This is a genomic window from Ruegeria sp. BF12, assembly GCF_056538705.1.
Genome location: NZ_JBQFTP010000001.1, coordinates 401,938 through 423,877, shown reverse-complemented (window position 1 = coordinate 423,877; position 21,940 = coordinate 401,938). Strand labels below are relative to the sequence as shown.

The following is a 21,940-nucleotide window of genomic DNA, read 5'->3' as shown; positions in this document are numbered from 1 at the left end:
TATAGGTAAAAAAAATCTGTTATAAGGCCTGTATTGACCGGAAATCCCACCGAAGAAACGAATATGAGCGATACAGATACTTTCCCAAGGGAACTGGAAATGCAGCTGCAGCAGGCTTTGTCTGAGCGTGACGGGGCCGAACTCGCAAACCTGCTTGATCCTCTTCCATTGAGCGATGCATTGCGTGAGTTACTCAATCTGCCGGTGGAACAACGGAGCGTCGCACTGTCTTTGCTGCCACCGGAACTGGCTGCCGAACTTATCGAAGAGGCACCGAATGCGATGGCGGTCGATCTTGTCGAGCGCATGGAATCGGAGCAGGCCGCAGAAGTTATCGAAGAACTGGATTCGGATGTTCAGGCTGATGTCATCGGAGAGCTTGAAGACGCGGACGCGGAAGCAATCCTTACCCGGATGGACCCCGAGGATGCTGCCGACGTTCGCCGCTTGGTGGAGTACGAGGACGATGTCGCAGGCGGGCTCATGGTTGCTGAGGCCTTCACATTTTCTGAGACCGACACAGTCGGAAAGGTGTTGCGGCGGTTCGCCAACGAAGAATATGACCTCGAACGTTATCGGGGTCAGCATCCCTATGTGCTGGATTCAAATGGTGCCCCTATTGGCGTGGTCTCATTACGTAGCCTCGTGTCGACACGCCGAAGCGCGCGTTTGACCGATATCATGGTCCCACCAATCGTCGTCCCGGCCACGATGCAGTTGGAGAAACTGGAAGACCTGTTCGATGAAAACCCGTTTCTTGGATTGCCGGTCGTCGAGGCGAACGGGCATCTGGTGGGTGTCGTCTCTAGGTCTGCCGTCGATGATGCTCTGCTGAAACGCGCGGAATCGTCCAGCCTGAAACGTCAGGGTGTTTTCGGCGACGAACTTCGGTCGATGCCCCTGCCACTTCGGGCGCGGCGTCGGCTTCAATGGCTCTCGGCAAACATTGTTCTCAATGTGATTGCCGCCAGTGTGATTGCCGCCTATGAACAAACCCTCGCGGCTGTTATCGCGCTGGCTGTGTTCCTGCCAATGGTGTCCGACATGAGCGGCTGTTCCGGCAATCAGGCCGTCGCCGTCAGCATGCGCGAATTGTCCCTCGGCCTTGTGCGGCCCATCGACGCCATGCGGGTTTGGCTCAAAGAAGTGTCGGTCGGGGTGATCAACGGGTTCGTTCTGGGACTTCTGATTGGCGTCATTGCCTGGATGTGGAAAGGCAACCCGTTTCTGGGGCTGGTGATTGGTGGAGCGCTTGGGCTCAACACCGTCGTCGCCGTGTCCATTGGCGGTGTTCTACCATTGCTGTTGAAGCGCATCGGTCAGGACCCCGCCGTCGCCAGCGGCCCTTTATTGACGACTATAACCGACATGGCGGGGTTCTTCCTCGTCTTGAGTCTTGCAACCGCAATGATGCCACTTCTGGTTTGACGCTTTCCCGCACCGGAACCATCAGTTTGGTCGGGCGCCTTCTCACGAGGGGCAAAGAATGACGATCTCAAGTATTGTCGAAGCACAGAATCTAAAAAATCGCCCTTTCTGCGACGCTGACACAACCGTATTCGAAGCAGCGGTCACAATTGCACTTTTGGAAGTGAATGCCCTCGCCGTGCTTAAGGATGAGAAGTTGGTCGGGATCATCACGGATCACGCTGTGTTGCTATGTCTCGCGGATTCAGGGACCTCCTTTTACGAGCAAACCGTGGATGACTGGATGACAGAGAAACCAATCACATGTGCGACTGGTCATTGCCATCCGCACGCTTGCGGATTTGTACCCGGTAGGAGAACTTTCTATTCTTATCTTTAAATCGGGTGATGTTCTGCTCCTTGAATTTTTCTCTGGGTCTCCTTGCGAGGTTTCTTTTTTTCTGCTCGGCCGACGAAACCGGCAGGGTGTTTTCTGAAACCCCAGCAGCAGTCACAGCTGTAGCTTGAGAAGGGGAGCGGTGGAAGAGATTCTGGGCAGTAATCGCTGCGAGTACATCCGTTGTGCTGTTCTTGATAGTAGTCATGGAATTCGTCCCATCTTGCTTTCGATGATAGGGAATTCGGTTCGGTCGCACGAAAAACATTCCGGGGTTTGATAGCGGAATTCCGAGGGAAACACAGAAAATGGAACCGCGGTGCCCGGACCAGAAACCAGATGCATTTGGGCCACTGTTTGTATGCTTTGGATGTGCTACACCGTAGCACGCTCGAATCGAGAACCTCCGAAAACCCCCGGAAATACGGTGAAATCAGGAGAAGTCGTGCTACGCGAAGTTTGGAGATAAATGGAGTTAGCGCTTTGAAGAATAACGCACAAAAAGCAGCGCGTTTAAGCGTGGCACCCATGATGGATTGGACGGATCGGCATTGCCGGTTCCTGCACAGACTGCTTAGCCAGGAAACGCTGTTGTACACGGAAATGGTAACCGCCCCGGCGCTTGTGCGTGGTGGAGCTTTGCATTTGCTGGACTATAGCCCACAGGAACATCCTGTTGCTCTGCAATTAGGCGGTTCAGATCCTCAGGAACTTGCGCAGGCGGCACGGCTTGGAGCGGACGCGGGGTATGATGAGATCAACCTGAACTGCGGGTGCCCGTCAGACCGAGTGCAGTCCGGCACATTCGGCGCGGTGTTGATGAAAGATCCGGGGCGCGTGGCCGAGTGCGTCGCCGCCATGCGGGACACAGTCGATGTTGAGGTAACCGTAAAGTGTCGCATCGGCGTTGATGAACAGGATCCCGAAAAGGTCTTGCCAGACTTCCTGCAGGCCATTCGCGCAGTCGGGTGCCATCGCGTGACAATCCACGCGCGCAAGGCGTGGCTGCAGGGGCTGAGCCCCAAGGAAAACCGAGATATCCCGCCACTGGATTACGACCTTGTCCACCGGATGAAGGGTGCATTTCCGGATCTGCATATCTCAATCAACGGCGGCATAACGTCCCTGGATCAGGCGCGCGCGCATCTTGAGGCCGGGTTGGATGGCGTCATGATAGGACGGGCGGCCTATCACCAGCCGACTGATATTCTGGCTGGCGCAGACTCGCTGATTTTTGGCGCCGGGTATGCGGCCGATCCGATTGATGTCGTTCAAAAAATGGTGCCCTATGTCGAACAGCACCTTGCCGAAGGCGGGCGCTTGCACCAGATCACCCGTCACATGCTGGGCCTATTTGCCGGTCGCCCCGGCGCTCGTGCCTGGCGGCGTTATTTGTCCGAGGGGGCGGTTCACGAAGGTGCTGGCCCCGAAGTGATGCTGCAGGCTCTGGACAGCGTTGCGCCTTTGGCAGAGGTTTGACTGGAATTCGATACGGCCAAAAGGCCGGTTTGGGGGGATGATGCCCGAGACGATGTTGCTGGCCCAGATGCTGGGCCTTTTGCTTGCGATCGGAGCGCTGGCCGGTGTGCTGGCCGGGTTGCTGGGTGTCGGTGGCGGCATCGTTCTGGTGCCTGCATTTTTCTATGCGTTTCAAACGCTTGGATATGGCGGCCCGCAACTGATGCAGCTGTGTCTTGCAACATCTCTGGCAACGATCATCGTGACCTCCCTGCGTTCGGTTTTGGCACATAACAAGAAGGGCGCGGTCGATTGGGATATCCTGCGAGGCTGGGGGCCCGGTATCGCTGTCGGGGCCATCTTGGGTGTGCTGGTTGCCTCGGCCCTGCGGACCGAGGCTCTGCAAGCCCTGTTTGGCCTGCTGGGAATGGTGATTGGTGCATATCTTGGATTGGGCAAGTCGGAATGGCGGCTTGGCGATGCCATGCCCAAGGGACTCAAGCGTGCGATCCTGTCGCCCTCGGTCGGGTTTCTATCCGTCCTGATGGGGATCGGCGGCGGCAGCTTTGGTGTGCCGTTGATGAGCCTGTACCACACTCCCATTCATCGGGCGGTTGCTACGGCTGCCGGTTTTGGCGTGATCATTGCGGTACCTTCGGTTATCGGATTTTTGTTTCTGGATATCGCGCCTGAGCATCGGCCGCCGTATACGATCGGAGCCGTCAACCTGATTGCCTTTGCAATTGTCGTCGCCATGACGATGATCACCGCTCCGTGGGGCGTAAAACTGGCCCATGCGATGGATCCTAAGCCTTTGAAACGTGTCTTTGCCGTGTTCCTGACGTTGGTTGCATTGAACATGCTGCGTAAGGCGTTGGGCTTTTGACCGGTTTTTGGGAAAAAGGGTGGGTCCGGTTCCCACATGATCCGACGTTAGCCGAGTGGATAGAGCATGCGTTGCCCTCGGCTCGTGCCTCGGTCACAGATACGGCCTTTGCTGAATGGATGGACTGCGAAGGAACGTGGTTTATCGGCGTTGATGCACTGGACAATGATGCGGAGGGCAGGGTGGCGGGCTCTGCGCCTTTGGCCGGGCAGGCCATGGACTTCATTGCCGAACACTATGGGCGTTTACCGCTGCATAAGGGACAGGTCTCGGTTGTCTATCCCGGGTATCCCCGCCCTCGTCGTGGTGAGGGCGAGGCAGCCAGCAGATACAGACGGAACCGTGACGCGGCACATGTGGATGGGTTGCGCCCCATGGGGCCGGATCGACGCCGCCGGGTGGATGAGCCGCACGCCTGGATTCTGGGTATCCCGCTGACTGAGGCCAGTGCGGACGCCGCGCCGATGGTTCTTTGGGAAGGAAGCCACAAGATCCTGGGCGCCGCTTTCGCGCGCGCGATGGAGGGTCAGCCCAAAGACACCCTTCACCAAATGGACATCACCGAAATATATCAGACCGCCCGTCGTGAGGTGTTTGAATCCTGCGCCCGCATCGAACTCCCGGCAAAGCCGGGCGAGGCTTACCTGTTGCACCGCCACTGTCTGCACGGCGTCGCGCCTTGGGGCGACGGGGCCACTGCCGGGGCCGATGGACGGATGATCGCCTATTTCCGCCCCGAATGCGCCGGGGGAGTAGCCGAGTGGATCGAATCCTCCTAACGTGTTGCCATTATTCAGGTTTGGAGGTTTTTCGATGATTACGGTCCACACGGATTCTGAAGGTGCTCAGATCGAAGTCGAGCTGTCAGGCGAAGTGACCAGCGCCGATTACAGCGAGACGTTAGTTCCCGCAATCGAGGCAGCCCTGGCCGAGCATGACTCGGTACGTTTGTTGGCCATCGTTCAGCCGGAATTCAAAGGGTACGACCTTGGGGCGGCCTGGTCTGACACGAAACTTGGCCTCAGCCATTGGCGCGGGTTCGACCGCATTGCCGTCGCCGCCGATCAGAGCTGGGTGCAAACCAGTATCCGACTGGCGGCACCGATCCTGCCATGCCCTGTTCATGTGTTCGAGCTGTCCGAGGTCGAAGCCGCGCGCCGCTGGATGCGCGAGTCGCTCGGAGCGATTCATGTGACCGATCTGGGCGGTCCCTGTGTGCAGATCAGCCTGATGGGGAAACTGGACCCTGAAGAATACAAACAGGCAGAGCTGGATCTTGATGCGGTCTTGGCCTCGAAGGACGGGTTCCGCCTTCTGATTGATCTGCGCGAGTTTGATGGCTGGCAGGGTTTGACGGCCATGGCCGCACATTTCCGGTTGGCTCGGGGACATATCGGAATGCTGGATCGTGCGGCAATTGTGGGGGACAAGGCCTGGCAGCATTTGGCTCAGCGAATTGCAAGCCATGTCCTTGGCGCACGGACGCAGTTTTTTCCGTCAGAGGAATTTGAAAACGCTAAATCCTGGCTGGCAGCGGGCTAGGGGCTTCGGTTTGAAGGCCGCAAATGCGACCTGGCTTTACTTTTACGTAAAGTCAGGTTTGCGAACGCTCAGTTTTTCTTGATTGGTTGGTCAAAAAACGCTTAGAGTGGCCCTGTTCGTCCGCGAAAACCACTTCGGAAGAACACTTATGCTGAAGAGCGCCGCTGTGGGTTGCCACTCACTTACCGGATGTCTTCGAACTTAATCCCCCTCGGAGTTCAGACCAACCTGCAGCGGCGCGGATTCACGGAACCCGGCTCAGAACGAAATTCAGGAATTGTTCACGCGGGCAGCGCGTCCGCCGCGCCGTTTGGCCAGACGGGGCTTGCGGGCTGGTAGATCTTCCATGACCTCAGCACGCTCGGTGCTGTCCATTTTCGACCAGCGCGTAATCTCGTCGATGGTGCGATAGCAACCGGTGCAGATGCGTTCTGTCGGGTGCACGACGCATATCTGGATGCAAGGGCTTTCGACCTCGTTCCTTTTCCAGACCATGTTTGTCATCGGTGTACCCCGTTGCCACTAAAGAAAGCGCAGCCTGTCCAGCGCTCCTTGCAGAATATAGCCAGCCGCGACGTGATCGATAACCTGTCCGCGACGTTTTCGTGTCGTATCCGCCTCAAGCAGTGCCTTTTCTGCCGCTACTGTGCTGAGTCGTTCGTCCCAAAATCCGATGGGAACCTCGGTCAGGCGGGACAGGTTTCGGGCAAAAGCACGGGTTGATTGGCAGCGGGGACCTTCGGTGCCGTCCATGTTTTTCGGCAAACCGAGAATGACACCGCCAATTTCCCGGTCGGCAATAATGTCCAGTAACCTGGCTGAATCCAGCGTGAATTTCTTGCGCCGAACTGTTTCAAGCGGGCTCGCCACGGCGCGCATCCGGTCCGAGACAGCCACGCCAATGGTCTTTTCACCCAAATCCAACCCCATCAGGGCAGTCATGGGCGCGAGCGTGGCCGCAAAATCTTCGAACTCGTCAAGGATCATTGGGCGATTCCGGCCTGCAACGCGGCGGCGTCGATCATTTCAAGCGCCTCGGCATTTCCGGCGAATACTTCCATGGCTTCGTTTTTGATGTCGATGGCGCGCTGCCCTTCACCTAGAACGCCGAGAGCGGCGATTAGCCGAGCCCAATCTTCGGGCGCGCCGCCTTCGCTGGCCAGCCGGTCCGAGAGCTGATTGACCATGCTAAGGATCATTTCCTGGCGTTCTTCCGGGGTCAGCGCGGCGGCGGCCTCAACATCGTCCTGACTGGGGCCGGATGCCGCAGGAGCCTGAACCTCGGGCGCGTTGAAAACGCCAGCCCGGAAGGCCAGCTCATCCAATTGCGCATAGATCGCCTCTGCCCATGGCGCGCCGGAAGGCGCATTGCGCAGCGCGTCGACCCAGATGCGATATCCGATGTCGGGGCGTCCAACCTGAACCATCATCTGTCCCAGATAATACAGGGCGGGTCCATGGCGCGGATCGCTCTGCAGAGCTTGTCTCAGCGCCTCTTCGGCTTCAGGGGAAACATATCCGCCTGCGGCCAAAATCATCATCTCGGCCAAGTGCGAATAGGCATCTGCGGGAACGGTGTCGCCGGACAGCTCAATCACACGTTGCTGCGCCACGTAAGCCGCCACAAAGTTGCCCGCGTTCGCCTCGTGTTGGGCCAGTAAAATATGGCCTTGCAGGTCGTCGGGACGCGCAGCCACGGTTTCCCGCAATTGCTTCAACAGAGTTGCATAACTCTCTTCCAGCTCAGGTTGGGGCGCTGGTGTCGCGGTCGCTTCGAATTCAACCTGACTGGGGCGTTCTGCGCGCAGGGTTTCAGCCATCTCAAGCCTGAGCGATAGGGGCTGGTCCGGAAGTCCCGCCGCACCCATCCGATCATACATCCAGGAAGCGCCGCCAACCAGAATAAGGCCAACCGCAGCGATTGCCGTGACCGAAACCCAGCGCGGTGGTCCGACCTGTTTCCCCTGTGCTTGCATCTGGGCGTCCGCCGCCAGAATGCGTCGCGAGATTTCTGTTCGCACGCGCTCGGCATCTGCTTCACCGATAACGCCACGGGCCAGATCCTTGTCCACGCCCGCCAGTTGTTCGCGATAAACGCGCAGGTCATAGGCCGCAGCTGGTTCGCGTGTGTCGCGCCCCCGCAGCATGGAAAATCCCAGGAACACTGCCGTCACCAGTGCGGTTAAAATGATCAGGGCCCAGAATGTCATGGCTTCTCCGATATGGCTGCCCTGACTTAGACCTCTCGGCGGGCCGAAAAAAGGGACAAATGGCCGCTGGGCACCTTCATGTCGCAATAATGGAGCCTATGTCGCAATAGTGCGATATTACGGCGTTGCGCGGCAGGGGCTTAGTATCGTTACACGGCATATCTTCGCCCAATCACCGAACCGGATGGATTCGCCTATGAAACACTATTCAGCCTTTGCTGTAGCGCGCGAAGCGCTGCGCTATCACACCGGATGGGAACGCGCCTGGCGTTCGCCCGAGCCCAAGAAGAAATACGACGTCATCATTGTCGGTGCTGGCGGCCATGGTTTGGCCACCGCGTATTACTTGGGTAAGAACTACGGCATCCAGAATGTCGCCGTGATCGAAAAGGGCTGGCTGGGCGGTGGCAACACCGGCCGGAACACGACCATTATCCGCTCGAACTATCTGCAGGACCCGTCGGCAGCGATCTATGAAAAAGCGCGTAGCCTTTACGAAGACCTGAGTCAGGACCTGAACTACAACATCATGTTCAGCCCGCGCGGCGTCATGATGCTGGCCCAGACACAGCATGAGATTCGCGGCTATCAGCGCACGGCGCATGCAAACGCACTACAGGGCGTAAAGACCGAGTGGATCGGTCCCGAGCGCGTCAAACAGCTGGTGCCGATCATCAACATCGACGGTCCGCGTTATCCGGTATTGGGCGCGCTGTGGCAGGAACGCGGTGGCACCGCGCGCCACGACGCGGTGGCCTGGGGCTATGCCCGGGCGTGCTCGGCGATGGGTATGGACATTATACAGCAGTGCGAAGTAACCGGCGTACGGTCTGACAATGGACGCGTTGTCGGCGTTGACACCACCAAGGGCGCAATCGACTGTGACAAGCTGGGCATCGTCGTGGCGGGTCACTCCGGTCAGTTGGCCGAAATGGCAGGCTTCCGCCTGCCGCTGGAGGCGATTGCGCTGCAGGCGCTGGTTTCCGAGCCGATCAAACCCTGCATGGACGTTGTGGTGATGGCCAACACCGTGCACGGCTACATGTCGCAATCCGACAAGGGCGAGATGGTGATTGGCGGCGGGACTGACGGGTTTAACAACTTCACTCAGCGCGGTTCGTTTCACCATATCGAGGAAACGGTCCGCGCGCTGGTCGAGACCTTCCCGATGATCTCGCGCCTGAAGATGCTGCGGCAGTGGGGCGGGATCGTGGACATGACCGGCGACCGCTCGCCCATCCTGTCAAAGACGCCGCTACAAGGCTGCTTTATCAACGGTGGATGGGGCACTGGTGGCTTCAAGGCCATCCCTGGCTCGGGCTGGGGTATGGCGCAGCTGATGGCCACGGGCCATTCACCGCTGACAGAAGCCTTCTCGCTGGACCGGTTCAAAGAGGGCCGCTTCATCGACGAAAGCGTCGCCGCCGGGGTGGCACACTAAGGGCTCGGCCCAAAGTTGCCCGATAACAGAATTCTGGTCGGCCACAGTGCCGACCAACCGCCAAAAGGATGATCACATGCTGATCCTGAACTGTCCCTATTGCGGCGTCGATGCCGAAGAAACTGAACTGGCCGCCGGTGGCGAGGCGCATCTGAAGCGCTATGGCCCCGGATCGTCGGATGATGAATTCCACGACTACCTGTTCATGCGCGAAAACCCCAAGGGCGTTCATTTCGAACGCTGGCGCCACAGCAATGGCTGCGGCAAGTGGTTCCATGCCGCGCGCTGCACTCAGACGCTCGAAGTGTTTGGAACCTATTCCGCCCAGACCACCGAGCCGCCGCAAGAGATCAAGGACGCAATCTCTGCCAAACGTCCGGGATGGACGTGGAGAGAGTTCTCCTGATGCTTCATCTTTTCAAAAATACTCCCGCCGGAGGCTCCCACACCTCCACCTGCGAAAGGTCCGCAACATGAGCACCCGTCTCGCAAAACAAGGCCGGCTGATTGACCGGTCGAAACAGGTCACCTTCACCTTCAACGGCACCTCGATGCAGGGCTACGAGGGCGACACGCTTGCCTCGGCTCTGCTGGCCAATGACCAGATGATGATGGGCCGGTCGTTCAAATACCACCGTCCGCGCGGCGTTGTCGCCAGCGGCGCGGAAGAGCCGAACGCTCTGGTCGGTCTGGGGCAGGGCAACCGGTTCGAGCCCAACCAGCGCGCCACCACGACCGAGCTATTCAATGGCCTGACCTCAGTGTCGCAGAACCACTGGCCGAACCTCGAGTTCGACATCGGTGCCGTGAACACCGCTTTCGCCCGGTTCCTGCCGGCCGGTTTCTACTACAAGACGTTCATCCATCCGAAACCGTTCTGGAAGCACGTTTACGAGCCGATTATCCGTCAGTCCGCCGGTTTGGGCAAAGCGCCTGACAAGGACTCGCGCGATGCGGACACCTACGAACACTTCTACGCCTTCACCGATGTACTGGTGATCGGTGGCGGTGTTGCCGGTCTGCAGGCAGCCAAAGCAGCGGCGCAGTCCGGTGCCAAGGTTATGCTGATCGAGCAGACCGCCCATTGGGGCGGGCGTGCTCCGGTTGATGGGGGCACCATCGACGGCGAACCTGTGGATAAGTTCGTGGAACAATTGGTTTCCGAATTGGTAACAATAGACAACGTCACCATGCGCAATCGCTGCATGGGCGCTGGTGTCTATGACCACGGCTATGTTCTGGGGTATGAGCGTCTGACCGACCACAAACCGGGCACACAAGGCCCGCGTCACCGCCTGTGGCGCATTCGTGCCAAGCAGGTCGTTACTGCCACCGGTGCCATCGAACGTCCGCTTTCCTTTGCAGGCAACGATGTGCCGGGTGTGATGCTGGCCTCGGCGATGCGCGACTACGTCGTGAACTGGGGTGTGGCGCCGGGCGAAAAAGTGATCGTTGCCACCAACAACGATGATGCGTACCGCACCGCAATCATCCTGAAACAAGCCGGTGTAGACGTAATTCGCGTGGTCGATGCCCGTGCCGCAGCTGGTCCTCTGGCCGAAGAGGCGCGTCAGCTTGGCATCCGTGTTGACCCCGGTAAGGCCATTGCAAAGGTCAAAGGTGGCAAGCGCGTCAAGAAGGTCGCCCTGTGCAATCAGGAAGGCGTCGGTGGCGCTCGCGAGGAAGTTGAGTGCGATGCGGTTGCCATGTCGGGCGGCTGGTCTCCGGTCGTTCATATGTGGTCGCATTGCGGCGGCAAGCTGATCTGGGATGAGGCCAATGCCCATTTCCGTCCCGACCCGTCGCGTCCGCCCTTGGGTGCCAATGGCGAAGGGTTTGTTCTGGCCGCTGGTTCGTCGAACGGTCCGCTGGCGTTGGCTGACGTTCTGACCGACGCGCAGGCGGCAGGAAAAGCTGCGGCGAAGGCTGCGGGTTTCAAGCCCAAGAATACCAAGGCGCCTGTTGGTGAAACGACGGCAGAAGCCCCGATGGAAGCCGTTTGGCTCATGCCAGCCAATGCCGAAGTCCAGTTGCGCATGAAATCCTGGCTCGATTTCCAGAACGACGTCAAAGTATCGGACGTTCAACTGGCTGCGCGCGAAGGGTATGAAAGCGTTGAGCACACCAAGCGTTACACCACGCTGGGTATGGCGACCGATCAGGGTAAGCTAAGCAACATCAATGGCTTGGCGATCCTTGCTGATGCGCTGGAATCGGAAATTCCGAAGGTCGGCACTACCACTTTCCGCCCGCCATACACTCCGATTTCGCTGGCGGCCATCGGTGGCGAAGCGCGCGGTGAGGTGTTCCAGCCGATCCGTCAAACTCCGATGCACGACTGGCACGACAAGAACGGCGCGGACTGGGAGCCGGTCGGCCACTGGCGCCGGACCTATGCCTATGTGCGCCCGGGTGAATCCGTGCATGACGCGGTGAACCGCGAGGTCAAAAACACTCGGGAAAACCTCGGCCTGCTGGACGCGTCGACACTGGGTAAACTGATCGTCAAAGGCCCGGACGCCGGCAAGTTCCTCGACATGATGTACACCAACATGATGTCCACGCTGAAAGTCGGCAAATGTCGCTATGGCCTGATGTGCTCGGAAAACGGCTTCCTGATCGACGACGGCGTTGTTGCTCGTATCGACGAGGACACCTGGCTGTGTCACACAACCACCGGCGGAGCAGAACGTATCCACGGCCATATGGAAGAGTGGCTGCAGACCGAGTGGTGGGACTGGAAAGTCTACGTCGCCAACGTGACCGAGCAATACGCTCAGGTCGCCGTGGTCGGCCCCAACGCCCGCAAGGTGTTGGAAAAGCTGGGTGGCATGGATGTCAGCAAAGAGGCGCTGCCGTTCATGGAATGGCGGGACGGCAAGATCGGTGAGTTCGATTGCCGTGCATACCGTATCTCGTTCTCGGGTGAGCTGTCTTATGAAATCGCTGTTCCTGCCAGCCAGGGTCAGGCTTTCTGGGATGCGCTGATGGAGGCAGGTAAAGAGTTCGGAGTCATGCCTTACGGCACCGAATGTCTGCACATCCTGCGGGCCGAGAAGGGCTTTATCATGATCGGGGACGAAACCGACGGCACCGTGATCCCGCAGGATCTGGGGCTGCATTGGGCGCTCTCGAAAAAGAAAGAGGACTACCTCGGAAAACGCGCCCATTCGCGCAGCCACATGGCAGATCCCGAGCGTTGGAAACTGGTCGGTCTCGAGACTGTGGATGGTTCTGTCATCCCCGACGGAGCTTACGCAGTCGGCGAGGGCGTCAACGCCAACGGTCAGCGCAACATGATCGGCCGTGTGACGTCGACTTACTATTCGGCCAATCTGGGCAAGGGCATCGCGATGGGCCTGATCAAGCACGGTCCGGACCGGATGGGCGAGATCGTTGAATTCCCGGGCACCGACGGCAAAACCTACAAAGCTAAGATCGTGGACCCGATCTTCTTCGACAAGGACGGGGAGAAGCAGAATGTCTGAACCCATCAGCGCACTGAACCACGCCAGCTATGACGGCATCGCCAAGGTTGAGGAAACCGGCCTGCAGGGTATGATCACCCTGCGGGGCGAGCTGTCCGACAGGGTGCTGGCCAAGGCCGTCAAGGACGCTACCGGTCAGAACGTGCCCAGTCAGCGCGAAGCTCTGGTCAACGGTGATACTGGCGTCTGCTGGATGTCTACCGACGAATTGCTGGTCCTGGTGCCTTATGCCGAGGTCGAGGCCAAACTGGCCGCGATGACCAACGCGCTAAGCGGCACGCATGCTTTAGCAGTCAACGTTTCGGACGCGCGGGCGGTTTTCCGCATCTCTGGCGCGAACGCGCGTGAAGTGCTGGGCAAGCTGGCTCCGGTTGAGTTGTCGGCCGAGGCGTTCCAACCCGGCCAGATCCGCCGCTCGCGCCTTGCGCAGGTGGCGGGCGCATTCTGGATGGATGACGCAGAAACCTTCCGTGTAGTCTGTTTCCGGTCTGCTGCGGATTATGTGTTCAAACTGCTCAAGGTTGCGGCGCAGCCGGGCAGTGAAGTCGGGGTTTACTGATCTACAAGTGATAATCGAAAGCCCCAAGGGATTGGGGCTTTCGGTATTTCGAGTTAACTCTTTTTGAGAAGGCATGTTCCGGTCGTTGCAGGAGGTTTTTTGATCCAGCGTTGAACGAATGCGCCGCGCAACTCAATGGTGGCCTTCTTTGGGTCAAGTTTGGCGAAGCAGTCTCTCCAAAAATTTTTGACCATTTGCGGCCTTTGGCTTTTCTTGCCACCGCATACGATTGCGGCCTTTTGCGTCGACCCTGAGCTTGCTGGGCGCATGGCTTTGTCCAACGGCCGCGTATTTCGCTTTGTTCGAACCGGTTTCGATCCTTAAGGATTACTGCGGGCGACCCACCCACGGCTGCTTTGATTGGCGATCTGGCACTCGTAGATGAGCGTTTCAGAAGCCGCAACTTGCGGTCCGAATGACAATGCTAACGCGTTTTGACCCATTCCGGTTTGTCAGCAACCAGCGCCGGCCCGTCTTCAGAGTCGATCTGAAACGCGTACTGTGGCGCAGATCCATCCTCTGCTATCTGTTTTGGTCATCTGGCATTCGTAGCTTGCGGCCGACGCAAATGCTGTTTGCGCGGTGAGAACCCCTGCGACAGCGGCTAAAAAAACGATTTCATGAGGTTTCCTACTATTTATCCGTAGACGAAACTCAGCAGGTATTTTCGTTTTTTCAAGATAACTACAGCTAATTCGGGAAGTTGCAGTGTCGCACTCTACTCGGTGAAAAGAAGAGTATGATACCGCGCCATGTTCGCTGCGCTCATTACATCGCCGATATCCAGAAGTTGCCCTTTGGCATCGTGGATTTTGGAGTAAAAAGACAAACTTTCCAGCAGTATGGACATATGGGTTAACCGCTCTTCTTCTGCAAGCAAGGGGGCGTGGAGCGACAGGTACAAAGCAGGGCGGATTTTCTTCAACCACGGCAGCAAGGTCGGCAAAACAAAGAATTCCGCTCCCTCAATGTCCATTTTGACGATTGAAACATTCGACAGCTCATTCGCCGCTTCGAACTGATCCCATGCGATCGTCAGTGCGTCGTTGCCGTGGGTGCCGTCATGCAGGAGCGAGCTAGTGGAGTCTCCGGGCTCTCCGCGCACCGACGCCATGCGGGCGACGCCAAACTGATCCGACAATGCGACGCCGAACGCCGAGACGTTTTCGATATCGTTAAGATCCAGGTTCCAGGCCAGATGCCGATATGCCGTCGGATCGGGCTCAAAACACCAAACATGCCGTGCCTTGCGAGCCCCGTAAAGAACCGTGGGGCCAATCCACGCTCCGATATCCAGATAGTCGCGGTCGGGCGACAGGAATTGGTCCAGAATCGCGAAGGTTTCGGGCTCCCAATTACCCGCGGACGCCTTGCGCCAGAACTTCGAATGGTAGGGGTCCAGGCGGAATGGCTCGCCATTCAGGTTGCCCGCATAGTATCCGCGGGCGCGGTAAAACATTTTGCGCGCCTTGGTCAGCATCGCCTGCCTCCGGGTTTTCTTGTCTCGGCTCTTGACCTGCGGCGGTTGCCAAAGCATTTAACCTTGGGAACCGCAACTTACATTTAAACAGGGGGCCGACATGGCTTTTGAACTTCCTGATCTTCCTTATGCACATGACGCGCTGGCAGCCAAGGGTATGTCCGCGGAAACGTTGGAATATCACCACGACCTGCACCACAAGGCCTATGTCGACAACGGCAACAAGCTGATCGCCGGAACCGAGTGGGACGGCAAGTCGCTGGAAGAGATCATCGTTGGCACCTACGACGCGAACGCTGTCGCCCAGAATGGCATCTTCAACAACATCAGCCAGCTGTGGAACCACAACCAGTTTTGGGAAATGATGGGCCCCGGTGGCAACGCCATGCCCGGTGAGCTGGAAAAAGCGCTGACCGAAAGCTTTGGCTCGGTTGACGAGTTCAAGTCGCAGTTCAGCGCCGCTGGCGCCGGTCAGTTCGGTTCGGGCTGGGCGTGGCTGGTCAAGAACGCAGACGGCTCGCTGGCCGTGACCAAGACCGAGAACGGCGTGAACCCGCTGTGCTTTGACCAAACCGCTCTGCTGGGTTGCGACGTGTGGGAGCATTCGTACTACATCGACTTCCGCAATAAGCGCCCGGCGTACCTGTCGAACTTCCTCGACAACCTGGTGAACTGGGAAAACGTTGCATCGCGCATGTGATCATTGACCCCGTGGGGTTAATCAAGGGCCTGCTGGTGGAGACGCCGGCAGGCCTTTTTGTGTTTGGCGGAGCGTTACTCCAGTACCGATTTTGTGTTTGCACCCGACATCGAACGACTGGTTTGAGCCCAAAGCGGAAGCTGATTGACGCACCAGCATATAATTCTATCTTGGCATGAACATTCGAATTGGAAATTGCAAAGTAATGATACCTAACAAAGTTTTAGCTCTTGTTCTCGTTCTCGTTGGTTCGGCCACTTTCGCAGAAAATACCCAAGATGCTGAAAATCAGTATTTACTTGCCGGAGAAATTGAGAGGGTATCTACAACATCACAGCAAGCCTTTTCCAACACAGAAATTGGCTCTTTGTCAGAGCACAATCCTTCTAGAATATTCCGGCAAGAGATGCGCGTTCAGAGCTGCGAAATTACTGCAAGACGTACCAGCGTTGATGAGCGAAGCGGTATAGAGGAAATTCTAACTGAAATCACCTTTGACCTCAGTCGCACGCTGGTGCCTAGCCCGACAGTATCTCTTGGTGAAGAGCTTTCGTTCGAAGCTGATATAGATGAATCCTCAAAAGGGATAGCCATGTTCGAACTACATTTCTTACCTCCCTACACTCCGATAAGTCGAACACAGCCCTCATCTATTGTAGAAATCGAACGAGCGGTCTCATCTGTGCTTTTTTCCATGGGTTCGATCTCCGATGAAACGCAAGCTCGCCAACTGTTGGCACTTCTAACCCAGTACCAAACAGAGTTTTGTACTTTCGCTGGGTAGGAAATTTACACGACTGAACGGCAGCGTTGTCCGCATAGTGGACGTCATCGAAAAGTTCCGTTTGACAGTGCTGACATGACCCCGTGAAGCCACCGCAGGAAAAAACCTGCCGATACGTCAACTTTCGAATTGAGACCTATTGTACGCCGCCCGGCAATACCTAGCTAAAGTGGGCGGAGGGAGAGAGCCGCGAACCACTAAGAAAACCGTCAGGCAACGCGCTGATCATCGTCGGCGCGTCTCGGGTGAGGTGTGTCTGACGCATGAGGGATGGCTAAGAAAACGCCACTACAGGAGAACACAATGGTCGAACTTGCACAGGGAACATGGGTTGTTATTGCCGACGGGGAAAAGGCGCTGTTCATGGAGAACGTCACGGACGCCGAAGACCCAAATCTGGTTGTCGTATCGGTGGAAGAAAGCGACGGACCAAACACGAAGCCTTCTGACCGGGCTGGCCGTCGTTTCGACACGGCGCCAAATCAGAAATCTGCGGTCGAAGAAAACAAATGGAAAACCCATGCGAAATCCCTATTTGTTCAGGATGTTGCCAATCTTCTGAACCGCAAAGGGTTGAAAGGGGCCTATAACCGACTGGTTCTGGTGGCCAGCCCGCATGTTCTGGGGCTGTTGCGTCGGCGGTTGCACAGTGAAGTGCTGGCCAAGGTTATTGCCGAAGTCGACAAAACCCTGACCAACCACCCACTTCACAAGGTCGAGCAGGTGCTGAGAAACCGTCTGGCACCCGCAACTTGAGTTTTGCCAAAAAAAGACGGGCGGCTTTGACCGCCCGTTGTTCTGCCCGATTACGTCAACACCTGTCTCAGCGTGGACATTGCGGTGTTTGGATCTTCGACCCACGTGATGAATTCTGATAGCGATTGTTCCGCAAATCCCTGACCGATGACCTGCTGCAGCAAGTCATGCAGCGCATCCCAATAGCCATCCACATTCATGACCAGAATGGGTTTGTCATGCAGGCCCAGCTGCCGCCATGTCAGCGCCTCGAACAACTCGTCCAGCGATCCAGGTCCGCCGGGCAACACAACGACAGCGTCGGCGTTCATGATCATTACCTTTTTGCGTTCGTGCATCGTTTCGGTAATGACGAAATGCGTCAGGTCTGTTTTGCCGACCTCCCGTTTCACAAGGTGCACCGGGATCACGCCAAAGGTTTCTCCGCCAGCAGCCTGCGCTGATCGCGCAACTTCACCCATCAGGCCCACATCCCCGGCGCCATAGACCAGCCGCCAGCCCTCCTTGGCCAGCAACTCTCCAAACGTGCGCGCGGCCTCGGAATACGCGGAATTCGCGCCATTTCGTGACCCACAGTACACACAGACAGATTTCTGAGACATAAGATGGCTTCTCCGGGCTTGTGTCTGGGCTTTTGACCCGTGATAGCGGGATTGATAGATTGGCTCAACCGTCAGGCAGAATGTGTTATACTCAAAGCACTTGCGCTGCGGAGCGAAAGGAAAAGAATGAACTCCAAGTCGGGAAGCGAAAGCTCCGGAACTTTCACCTGGGGGGTGATCGCCGGCATCGTTGCTTTGGTTGGGGCAGGTGGGTTGTACCTGTCCGGCATCTTCGGGAACGTCTCACAAGACGCGACGTCGCAATCGGATGTGGCAGTTCAGACCTCGGAGGTGGCCAGCCCGGCTCCGACCAGTTCTCCGGCGGCTGAGGATCAGGCGCAGTCGGACGCCGAACCGGAAACCACCGAAACAGCGAGCGATCAGGACAGTGCCGAGCCTGCACCGGCGGCAGAACAAACAGCTGAGGTCGATGCCGGGACAACGCCGCCGACGCTGGACCAGATCTTTGTTGAGCCGGATGGCAATACGGTCCTGTCGGGCAACGCTGAGCCCGGCGCAGATGTTCGCGTCTTGCTGGACGGAGAACCGGTTCACAGCTTTACCGTCGATGATACGGGTCAGTTTGCAGAATTCCTTTCCATCCCGTTTTCGGAAGACGCGCGTGGACTGACGCTTGAGACAGCTGACGAGGGTCAGCCCGTGCGTTCGGACGACTACCTGATTGCCGCCCTGCCTGATCCGCAGCCGGAAACTCAGGACGTTGCGAGCGCTGAAACGGCTGAAACTACGCCTTCCGCTGACGCATCTGAAGCGAGTGATGAGGAAACCTCCGCACAGGAAGCCACAGCTGATGCGACCGCGTCGCCCGAGACTGAAGTTGAGACGGCGGAAGCAACGCCAGAGCCGACCGAAGATCAGGCAGAGCAAGCAGCTGATGAGGTTGCAGAGGAAGCCGAACAGAACCAACAGGTTGCCATCCTGCGTTCAGGTGAAGACGGGGTCGAGCTGGTACAGCCACCGTCAGAGCAAGGCGCATCGGACGAAGTTGCTTTGGATACGATCGGGTATTCGGACGTTGGCGACGTGGAACTTACCGGTCGGGTGCCGGACGGGTCTGCAGTGCGGCTGTATCTGGATAATCAACTGGTCGCCGATCTTTCCCCTGTCGATGACGGTAAGTGGCGCAGTGAGCTCGAAGGGATCGACCCGGGCGTTTACACCCTGCGTGTGGATGAGGTTGCTTCGGATGGCACAGTCGTCAGTCGATTGGAAACCCCGTTCAAACGCGAGCCGCTTGAGGTTCTTCGCGCCGCTGAGGGTACAAATGTGTCAGAGGACGAGCAGGAAACGCCCCCGATCCGTTCGGTTACCGTACAGGAAGGCGACACGCTATGGGCCATTTCCCGTGACCGTTTCGGAGATGGCATCCTTTATGTCAGGCTCTTCGAGGCCAACCGGGATTCGATCCGTGACCCTGACCTGATCTATCCAGGGCAGATTTTCACAATCCCGGAATAATTTTTGCCTCTGGCCCTTGCGGGGTCCAGGGCCTATCTCTGACCGCAGATCAGGTACGTGATGAGACGAACAGCGCCGATGACCTCAGCCGATATGCCCACGCCCGATGAACGCCGCTCTGGTTGGCGCACGATCCGGAAGGTCGCGCCTTATATGTGGCCCGAGGATCAACCGTGGGTGAAACGACGCGTCGTGCTGGCCATGGGCATGTTGGTGTTGGCCAAGCTGATCGCGGTTTATACGCCCATCCTTTACAAAGGCGCGGTCGACAGTCTGGCGGGCGAAGGTGTTCCGCCTTTGGCTCTGGGTGCGGTGGGCCTGACCGTCGCCTACGGCGTCGCGCGGATGATGACCGTTGGCTTTCAGCAACTGCGCGACGCGGCTTTTGCCCCGGTGGGGCAGCGTGCGCTGCGTGCATTGGCGCTTGAGACGTTCCAGCACATTCACCAGTTGTCTATGCGTTACCATGTGACGCGCCGGACCGGCGGACTCAGCCGGATCATTGAGCGCGGCGTGAAAGGTGTGGAGTTCCTGCTGCGGTTTCTGCTGTTCTCCATTGGACCGTTGATCCTGGAATTGCTGCTGGTTGCGATCATCCTGATGTGGCTGTTCGATGTCTGGTATCTGGTTGTCGTCGCGGTCACCATCGCGTTGTACATCTGGTTCACCTTCGCAGTGACGGAATGGCGCGTGAAGCTGCGGCGTGAGATGAACGATCAGGATACCGAGGCCAATCAACGCGCCATCGACAGTTTGCTGAATTTCGAAACCGTCAAGTATTTCAATGCTGAACAGCGCGAAGCTGACCGGTATGACGTTTCGATGAAAGCCTATGCCGGCGCCGCGCTGAAGACGGCGTATTCGCTGGCCTTCCTGAATTTTGGACAGTCTTTTCTGATCACTTGCGGGTTGATTGGGGTGATGGTGCTGGCTGCGATCGGCGTGCAGAACGGGTCGCTGACCGTCGGCGATTTTGTCATGGTGAATGCTTATATGATCCAGATTACCGTGCCCCTGAACTTTCTGGGCACCGTATATCGGGAAATTCGCCAGTCGCTGGTCGATATGGGGCAGATGTTCGATCTTCTGGAGCAACCTGCCGAGGTCAAGGATAAGCCCGGCGCGCCTGATCTAGTGGTCAATGGCGGCGAAGTGACATTGGACAACGTCCGCTTTGGCTACGATGCGGATCGGGAGATCCTCAAAGGTGTCTCGCTTACGGTTCCAGCCGGTCAGACTGTTGCGATAGTTGGGGCGACCGGGTCGGGTAAGTCCACTATCGGGCGTCTGCTGTTCCGGTTCTACGATGTGACCGGTGGGGCTCTGAAAATCGACGGGCAGGATGTGCGCGATGTCACCCTGAACAGCCTGCATGCAGCCATCGGTGTGGTGCCGCAGGACACGGTGCTGTTCAACGATACCATCCGCTACAACATCGCCTACGGCCGCGACGGCGCTACGCAGGAAGATGTAGAAACCGCAGCCAAGGCCGCTCAGATCCACGATTTCATCGTTACGCTGCCCGAAGGTTACGACACCAAAGTTGGGGAACGTGGCCTGAAACTGTCAGGCGGTGAAAAGCAGCGTGTCGGAATCGCGCGCACATTGCTGAAGAATCCGCCAATCCTGTTGCTGGACGAGGCGACCTCGGCGCTGGACACGGACACCGAGCAGGACATCAAGGACGCTCTGGCGCGGGCAGGTGAGGGGCGTACGGTTCTGACGATCGCCCATCGCCTCAGCACCATTGCCGAGGCGGATCGGATCGTGGTGCTGGAACAGGGTGAGATTCTGGAGCAGGGCACCCATGACGAGCTTTTGAGACGCGAAGGCCGGTACGCGCAACTGTGGAGCCGCCAGCAAGCTGATGCCGCCTGATCCGTCGGCCATGTTCACTGTGTCTTTTGGCGCACGGGCCGAGGACGGTTAGCAGATCAGACCGACTACTCTGTGCCCGTAATTGACGCGCGTTTCGGGACGAAATACACGTGGCCGATGAAATTTCAGTTTTCTTCTGGGGCCGAGTATCTGCATGGATAGGAAAGAACTTTCCAGACCGGAGGCACAATTGGTGCGCGCCGTGTGCAGGGAAAAAATGACTATGGTTGGTCGCCACTCGGCATTTGCCACTGCGCTGTCCGCGCTTCACGTCGTCAAACAAAAGATACCTGGTGACTTTGTCGAATGTGGTGTGTGGCGCGGGGGCAATGTGGCAATCGCGGCTAAAGTTTTCACACACCGGAACGACCCGCGGAAGTGTTATTTGTTCGATACCTTCACGGGCATGACGGCACCGACGCAGGATGATGTCGATCAGGCCGGCGCACCGGCCTTGGATGAATTCGAGCGCAAGAAAACTGAAGAAGGGTCCGATTGGTGCCTGGCGTCGCTGCAGGAAGTAAAATCCAATTTGGCGGGCTTTGATCTTGCCCCCGACATGTTTCAGTTCTGCAAGGGGGACGTCCTGGAGACGCTGAGACAGGAAGAAAACTTGCCTGAAAAGATTTCGTTCCTGCGTTTGGATACGGATTGGCATGATTCAACAAAATTGGAACTCGAGGTCTTGTATCCCCGGTTGTCACCAGGGGGAGTGATTATTGTCGATGATTATGGGCACTGGAGTGGTGCTCGAAAAGCGACTGATGAGTTCTTCGAAAACTCTGACTTCAAGCGCCCATTTTTCTTTACGCTTGAGAATGGCGGGATCATCGGAACAAAGATCTGATTTCCCGGCAACACAAAGTGCAATCT

Annotated in this window: 22 protein-coding genes; 16 read left to right on the top strand and 6 right to left on the bottom strand. The window is 57.5% G+C overall.

All coding sequences use genetic code 11. The features are described 5' to 3' along the window. Nucleotides 1–63 precede the first annotated feature (63 nt). Entirely contained in the window at nucleotides 64–1,428 is a 1,365-nt protein-coding gene (mgtE, locus tag ACR0J0_RS02135; protein WP_480660963.1) for a magnesium transporter, read from the top strand. Nucleotides 1,429–1,486: 58 nt separating this feature from the next. Next, nucleotides 1,487–1,807, top strand: coding sequence for a CBS domain-containing protein (locus ACR0J0_RS02130; protein ID WP_480660961.1), 321 nt, complete (start codon nucleotides 1,487–1,489; stop codon nucleotides 1,805–1,807). Here the strand turns inward: ACR0J0_RS02130 and ACR0J0_RS02125 are convergent. Further along, the gene (locus ACR0J0_RS02125) at nucleotides 1,728–2,012 is read right to left on the bottom strand and encodes a hypothetical protein (RefSeq protein WP_480661218.1); all 285 of its coding nucleotides are present in this window, start codon (nucleotides 2,010–2,012) and stop codon (nucleotides 1,728–1,730) included. The genes ACR0J0_RS02130 and ACR0J0_RS02125 overlap by 80 nt on opposite strands. Before the next feature lie 275 nt (nucleotides 2,013–2,287). On the opposite strand from ACR0J0_RS02125, the gene dusA reads away from it, so the two are divergent. Genes dusA through ACR0J0_RS02105 form a run of 4 tightly spaced genes read left to right on the top strand, consistent with a single transcriptional unit; the run spans nucleotide 2,288 to nucleotide 5,690 of the window. Next, entirely contained in the window at nucleotides 2,288–3,283 is a 996-nt protein-coding gene (dusA, locus tag ACR0J0_RS02120; RefSeq protein WP_480660959.1) for a tRNA dihydrouridine(20/20a) synthase DusA, read from the top strand. A 40-nt stretch (nucleotides 3,284–3,323) separates the two neighbouring features. After that, complete coding sequence (locus ACR0J0_RS02115) at nucleotides 3,324–4,148, top strand: sulfite exporter TauE/SafE family protein (protein ID WP_480660957.1); 825 nt, start codon at nucleotides 3,324–3,326, stop codon at nucleotides 4,146–4,148. Next, nucleotides 4,145–4,927: a hypothetical protein gene (locus ACR0J0_RS02110; RefSeq protein WP_480660955.1), complete on the top strand. Its 783-nt coding sequence runs from the start codon at nucleotides 4,145–4,147 to the stop codon at nucleotides 4,925–4,927. Before ACR0J0_RS02115 ends, ACR0J0_RS02110 begins: the two co-directional genes overlap by 4 nt. A 34-nt stretch (nucleotides 4,928–4,961) precedes the next feature. Further along, nucleotides 4,962–5,690, top strand: coding sequence for a SpoIIAA family protein (locus ACR0J0_RS02105; protein WP_480660953.1), 729 nt, complete (start codon nucleotides 4,962–4,964; stop codon nucleotides 5,688–5,690). A 270-nt stretch (nucleotides 5,691–5,960) separates the two neighbouring features. On the opposite strand, the gene ACR0J0_RS02100 is transcribed toward ACR0J0_RS02105, so the two are convergent. The 3 genes from ACR0J0_RS02100 to ccmI are packed head-to-tail and all read right to left on the bottom strand — an operon-like array spanning nucleotide 5,961 to nucleotide 7,900. Continuing rightward, nucleotides 5,961–6,194, bottom strand: a complete 234-nt coding sequence (locus ACR0J0_RS02100; RefSeq protein WP_480660951.1) for a DUF1289 domain-containing protein — start codon at nucleotides 6,192–6,194, stop codon at nucleotides 5,961–5,963. Between the two features lie 18 nt (nucleotides 6,195–6,212). Continuing rightward, nucleotides 6,213–6,677, bottom strand: coding sequence for a Holliday junction resolvase RuvX (gene ruvX / locus ACR0J0_RS02095; RefSeq protein ID WP_480660949.1), 465 nt, complete (start codon nucleotides 6,675–6,677; stop codon nucleotides 6,213–6,215). Further along, on the bottom strand, nucleotides 6,674–7,900 hold the full coding sequence (gene ccmI / locus ACR0J0_RS02090; protein ID WP_480660947.1) for a c-type cytochrome biogenesis protein CcmI: 1,227 nt from the start codon (nucleotides 7,898–7,900) through the stop codon (nucleotides 6,674–6,676). The genes ruvX and ccmI overlap by 4 nt, the downstream gene beginning before the upstream one ends. A gap of 196 nt (nucleotides 7,901–8,096) precedes the next feature. On the opposite strand from ccmI, the gene ACR0J0_RS02085 reads away from it, so the two are divergent. From ACR0J0_RS02085 to ACR0J0_RS02070, 4 genes are all read left to right on the top strand, one after another. Then, nucleotides 8,097–9,341, top strand: coding sequence for a sarcosine oxidase subunit beta family protein (locus ACR0J0_RS02085; protein WP_480660945.1), 1,245 nt, complete (start codon nucleotides 8,097–8,099; stop codon nucleotides 9,339–9,341). Nucleotides 9,342–9,417: 76 nt separating this feature from the next. Then, complete coding sequence (locus ACR0J0_RS02080) at nucleotides 9,418–9,747, top strand: sarcosine oxidase subunit delta (protein WP_480660944.1); 330 nt, start codon at nucleotides 9,418–9,420, stop codon at nucleotides 9,745–9,747. A gap of 67 nt (nucleotides 9,748–9,814) precedes the next feature. Then, complete coding sequence (locus ACR0J0_RS02075) at nucleotides 9,815–12,829, top strand: sarcosine oxidase subunit alpha family protein (RefSeq protein ID WP_480660942.1); 3,015 nt, start codon at nucleotides 9,815–9,817, stop codon at nucleotides 12,827–12,829. Then, nucleotides 12,822–13,388 carry a sarcosine oxidase subunit gamma gene (locus ACR0J0_RS02070; RefSeq protein ID WP_480660940.1) on the top strand — a complete coding sequence of 189 codons (567 nt, stop codon included), beginning with the start codon at nucleotides 12,822–12,824 and terminating at the stop codon, nucleotides 13,386–13,388. Before ACR0J0_RS02075 ends, ACR0J0_RS02070 begins: the two co-directional genes overlap by 8 nt. A 718-nt stretch (nucleotides 13,389–14,106) precedes the next feature. Here ACR0J0_RS02070 and ACR0J0_RS02065 read toward each other — a convergent pair. Next, a complete protein-coding gene (locus tag ACR0J0_RS02065) occupies nucleotides 14,107–14,868 on the bottom strand; it encodes an FkbM family methyltransferase (protein ID WP_480660938.1) in 762 nt (253 codons plus the stop codon). 100 nt (nucleotides 14,869–14,968) lie between these two features. On the opposite strand from ACR0J0_RS02065, the gene ACR0J0_RS02060 reads away from it, so the two are divergent. The 3 genes from ACR0J0_RS02060 (at nucleotide 14,969) to ACR0J0_RS02050 (ending at nucleotide 17,108) form a co-directional block, all read left to right on the top strand. Then, nucleotides 14,969–15,568 (top strand): superoxide dismutase, encoded by a 600-nt coding sequence (locus ACR0J0_RS02060; RefSeq protein WP_480660937.1) that lies wholly within the window; start codon nucleotides 14,969–14,971, stop codon nucleotides 15,566–15,568. Nucleotides 15,569–15,773: 205 nt separating this feature from the next. Then, a complete protein-coding gene (locus tag ACR0J0_RS02055; protein WP_480660935.1) occupies nucleotides 15,774–16,352 on the top strand; it encodes a hypothetical protein in 579 nt (192 codons plus the stop codon). Nucleotides 16,353–16,655: 303 nt separating this feature from the next. Next, nucleotides 16,656–17,108, top strand: coding sequence for a baeRF12 domain-containing protein (locus tag ACR0J0_RS02050; protein WP_480660933.1), 453 nt, complete (start codon nucleotides 16,656–16,658; stop codon nucleotides 17,106–17,108). 50 nt (nucleotides 17,109–17,158) lie between these two features. Here the strand turns inward: ACR0J0_RS02050 and ACR0J0_RS02045 are convergent, their stop codons facing one another. Continuing rightward, complete coding sequence (locus ACR0J0_RS02045; protein WP_480660931.1) at nucleotides 17,159–17,710, bottom strand: LOG family protein; 552 nt, start codon at nucleotides 17,708–17,710, stop codon at nucleotides 17,159–17,161. Between the two features lie 126 nt (nucleotides 17,711–17,836). Between ACR0J0_RS02045 and ACR0J0_RS02040 the strand changes: the two genes are divergently transcribed. The 3 genes from ACR0J0_RS02040 to ACR0J0_RS02030 all read left to right on the top strand — a co-directional run bounded on the left by ACR0J0_RS02040 (nucleotide 17,837) and on the right by ACR0J0_RS02030 (nucleotide 21,914). After that, nucleotides 17,837–19,189: a LysM peptidoglycan-binding domain-containing protein gene (locus tag ACR0J0_RS02040; RefSeq protein ID WP_480660929.1), complete on the top strand. Its 1,353-nt coding sequence runs from the start codon at nucleotides 17,837–17,839 to the stop codon at nucleotides 19,187–19,189. A gap of 78 nt (nucleotides 19,190–19,267) precedes the next feature. Continuing rightward, nucleotides 19,268–21,067: an ABCB family ABC transporter ATP-binding protein/permease gene (locus ACR0J0_RS02035; RefSeq protein ID WP_480661208.1), complete on the top strand. Its 1,800-nt coding sequence runs from the start codon at nucleotides 19,268–19,270 to the stop codon at nucleotides 21,065–21,067. Between the two features lie 154 nt (nucleotides 21,068–21,221). Continuing rightward, nucleotides 21,222–21,914, top strand: a complete 693-nt coding sequence (locus ACR0J0_RS02030; protein ID WP_480660927.1) for a TylF/MycF/NovP-related O-methyltransferase — start codon at nucleotides 21,222–21,224, stop codon at nucleotides 21,912–21,914. Nucleotides 21,915–21,940: the final 26 nt, after the last annotated feature.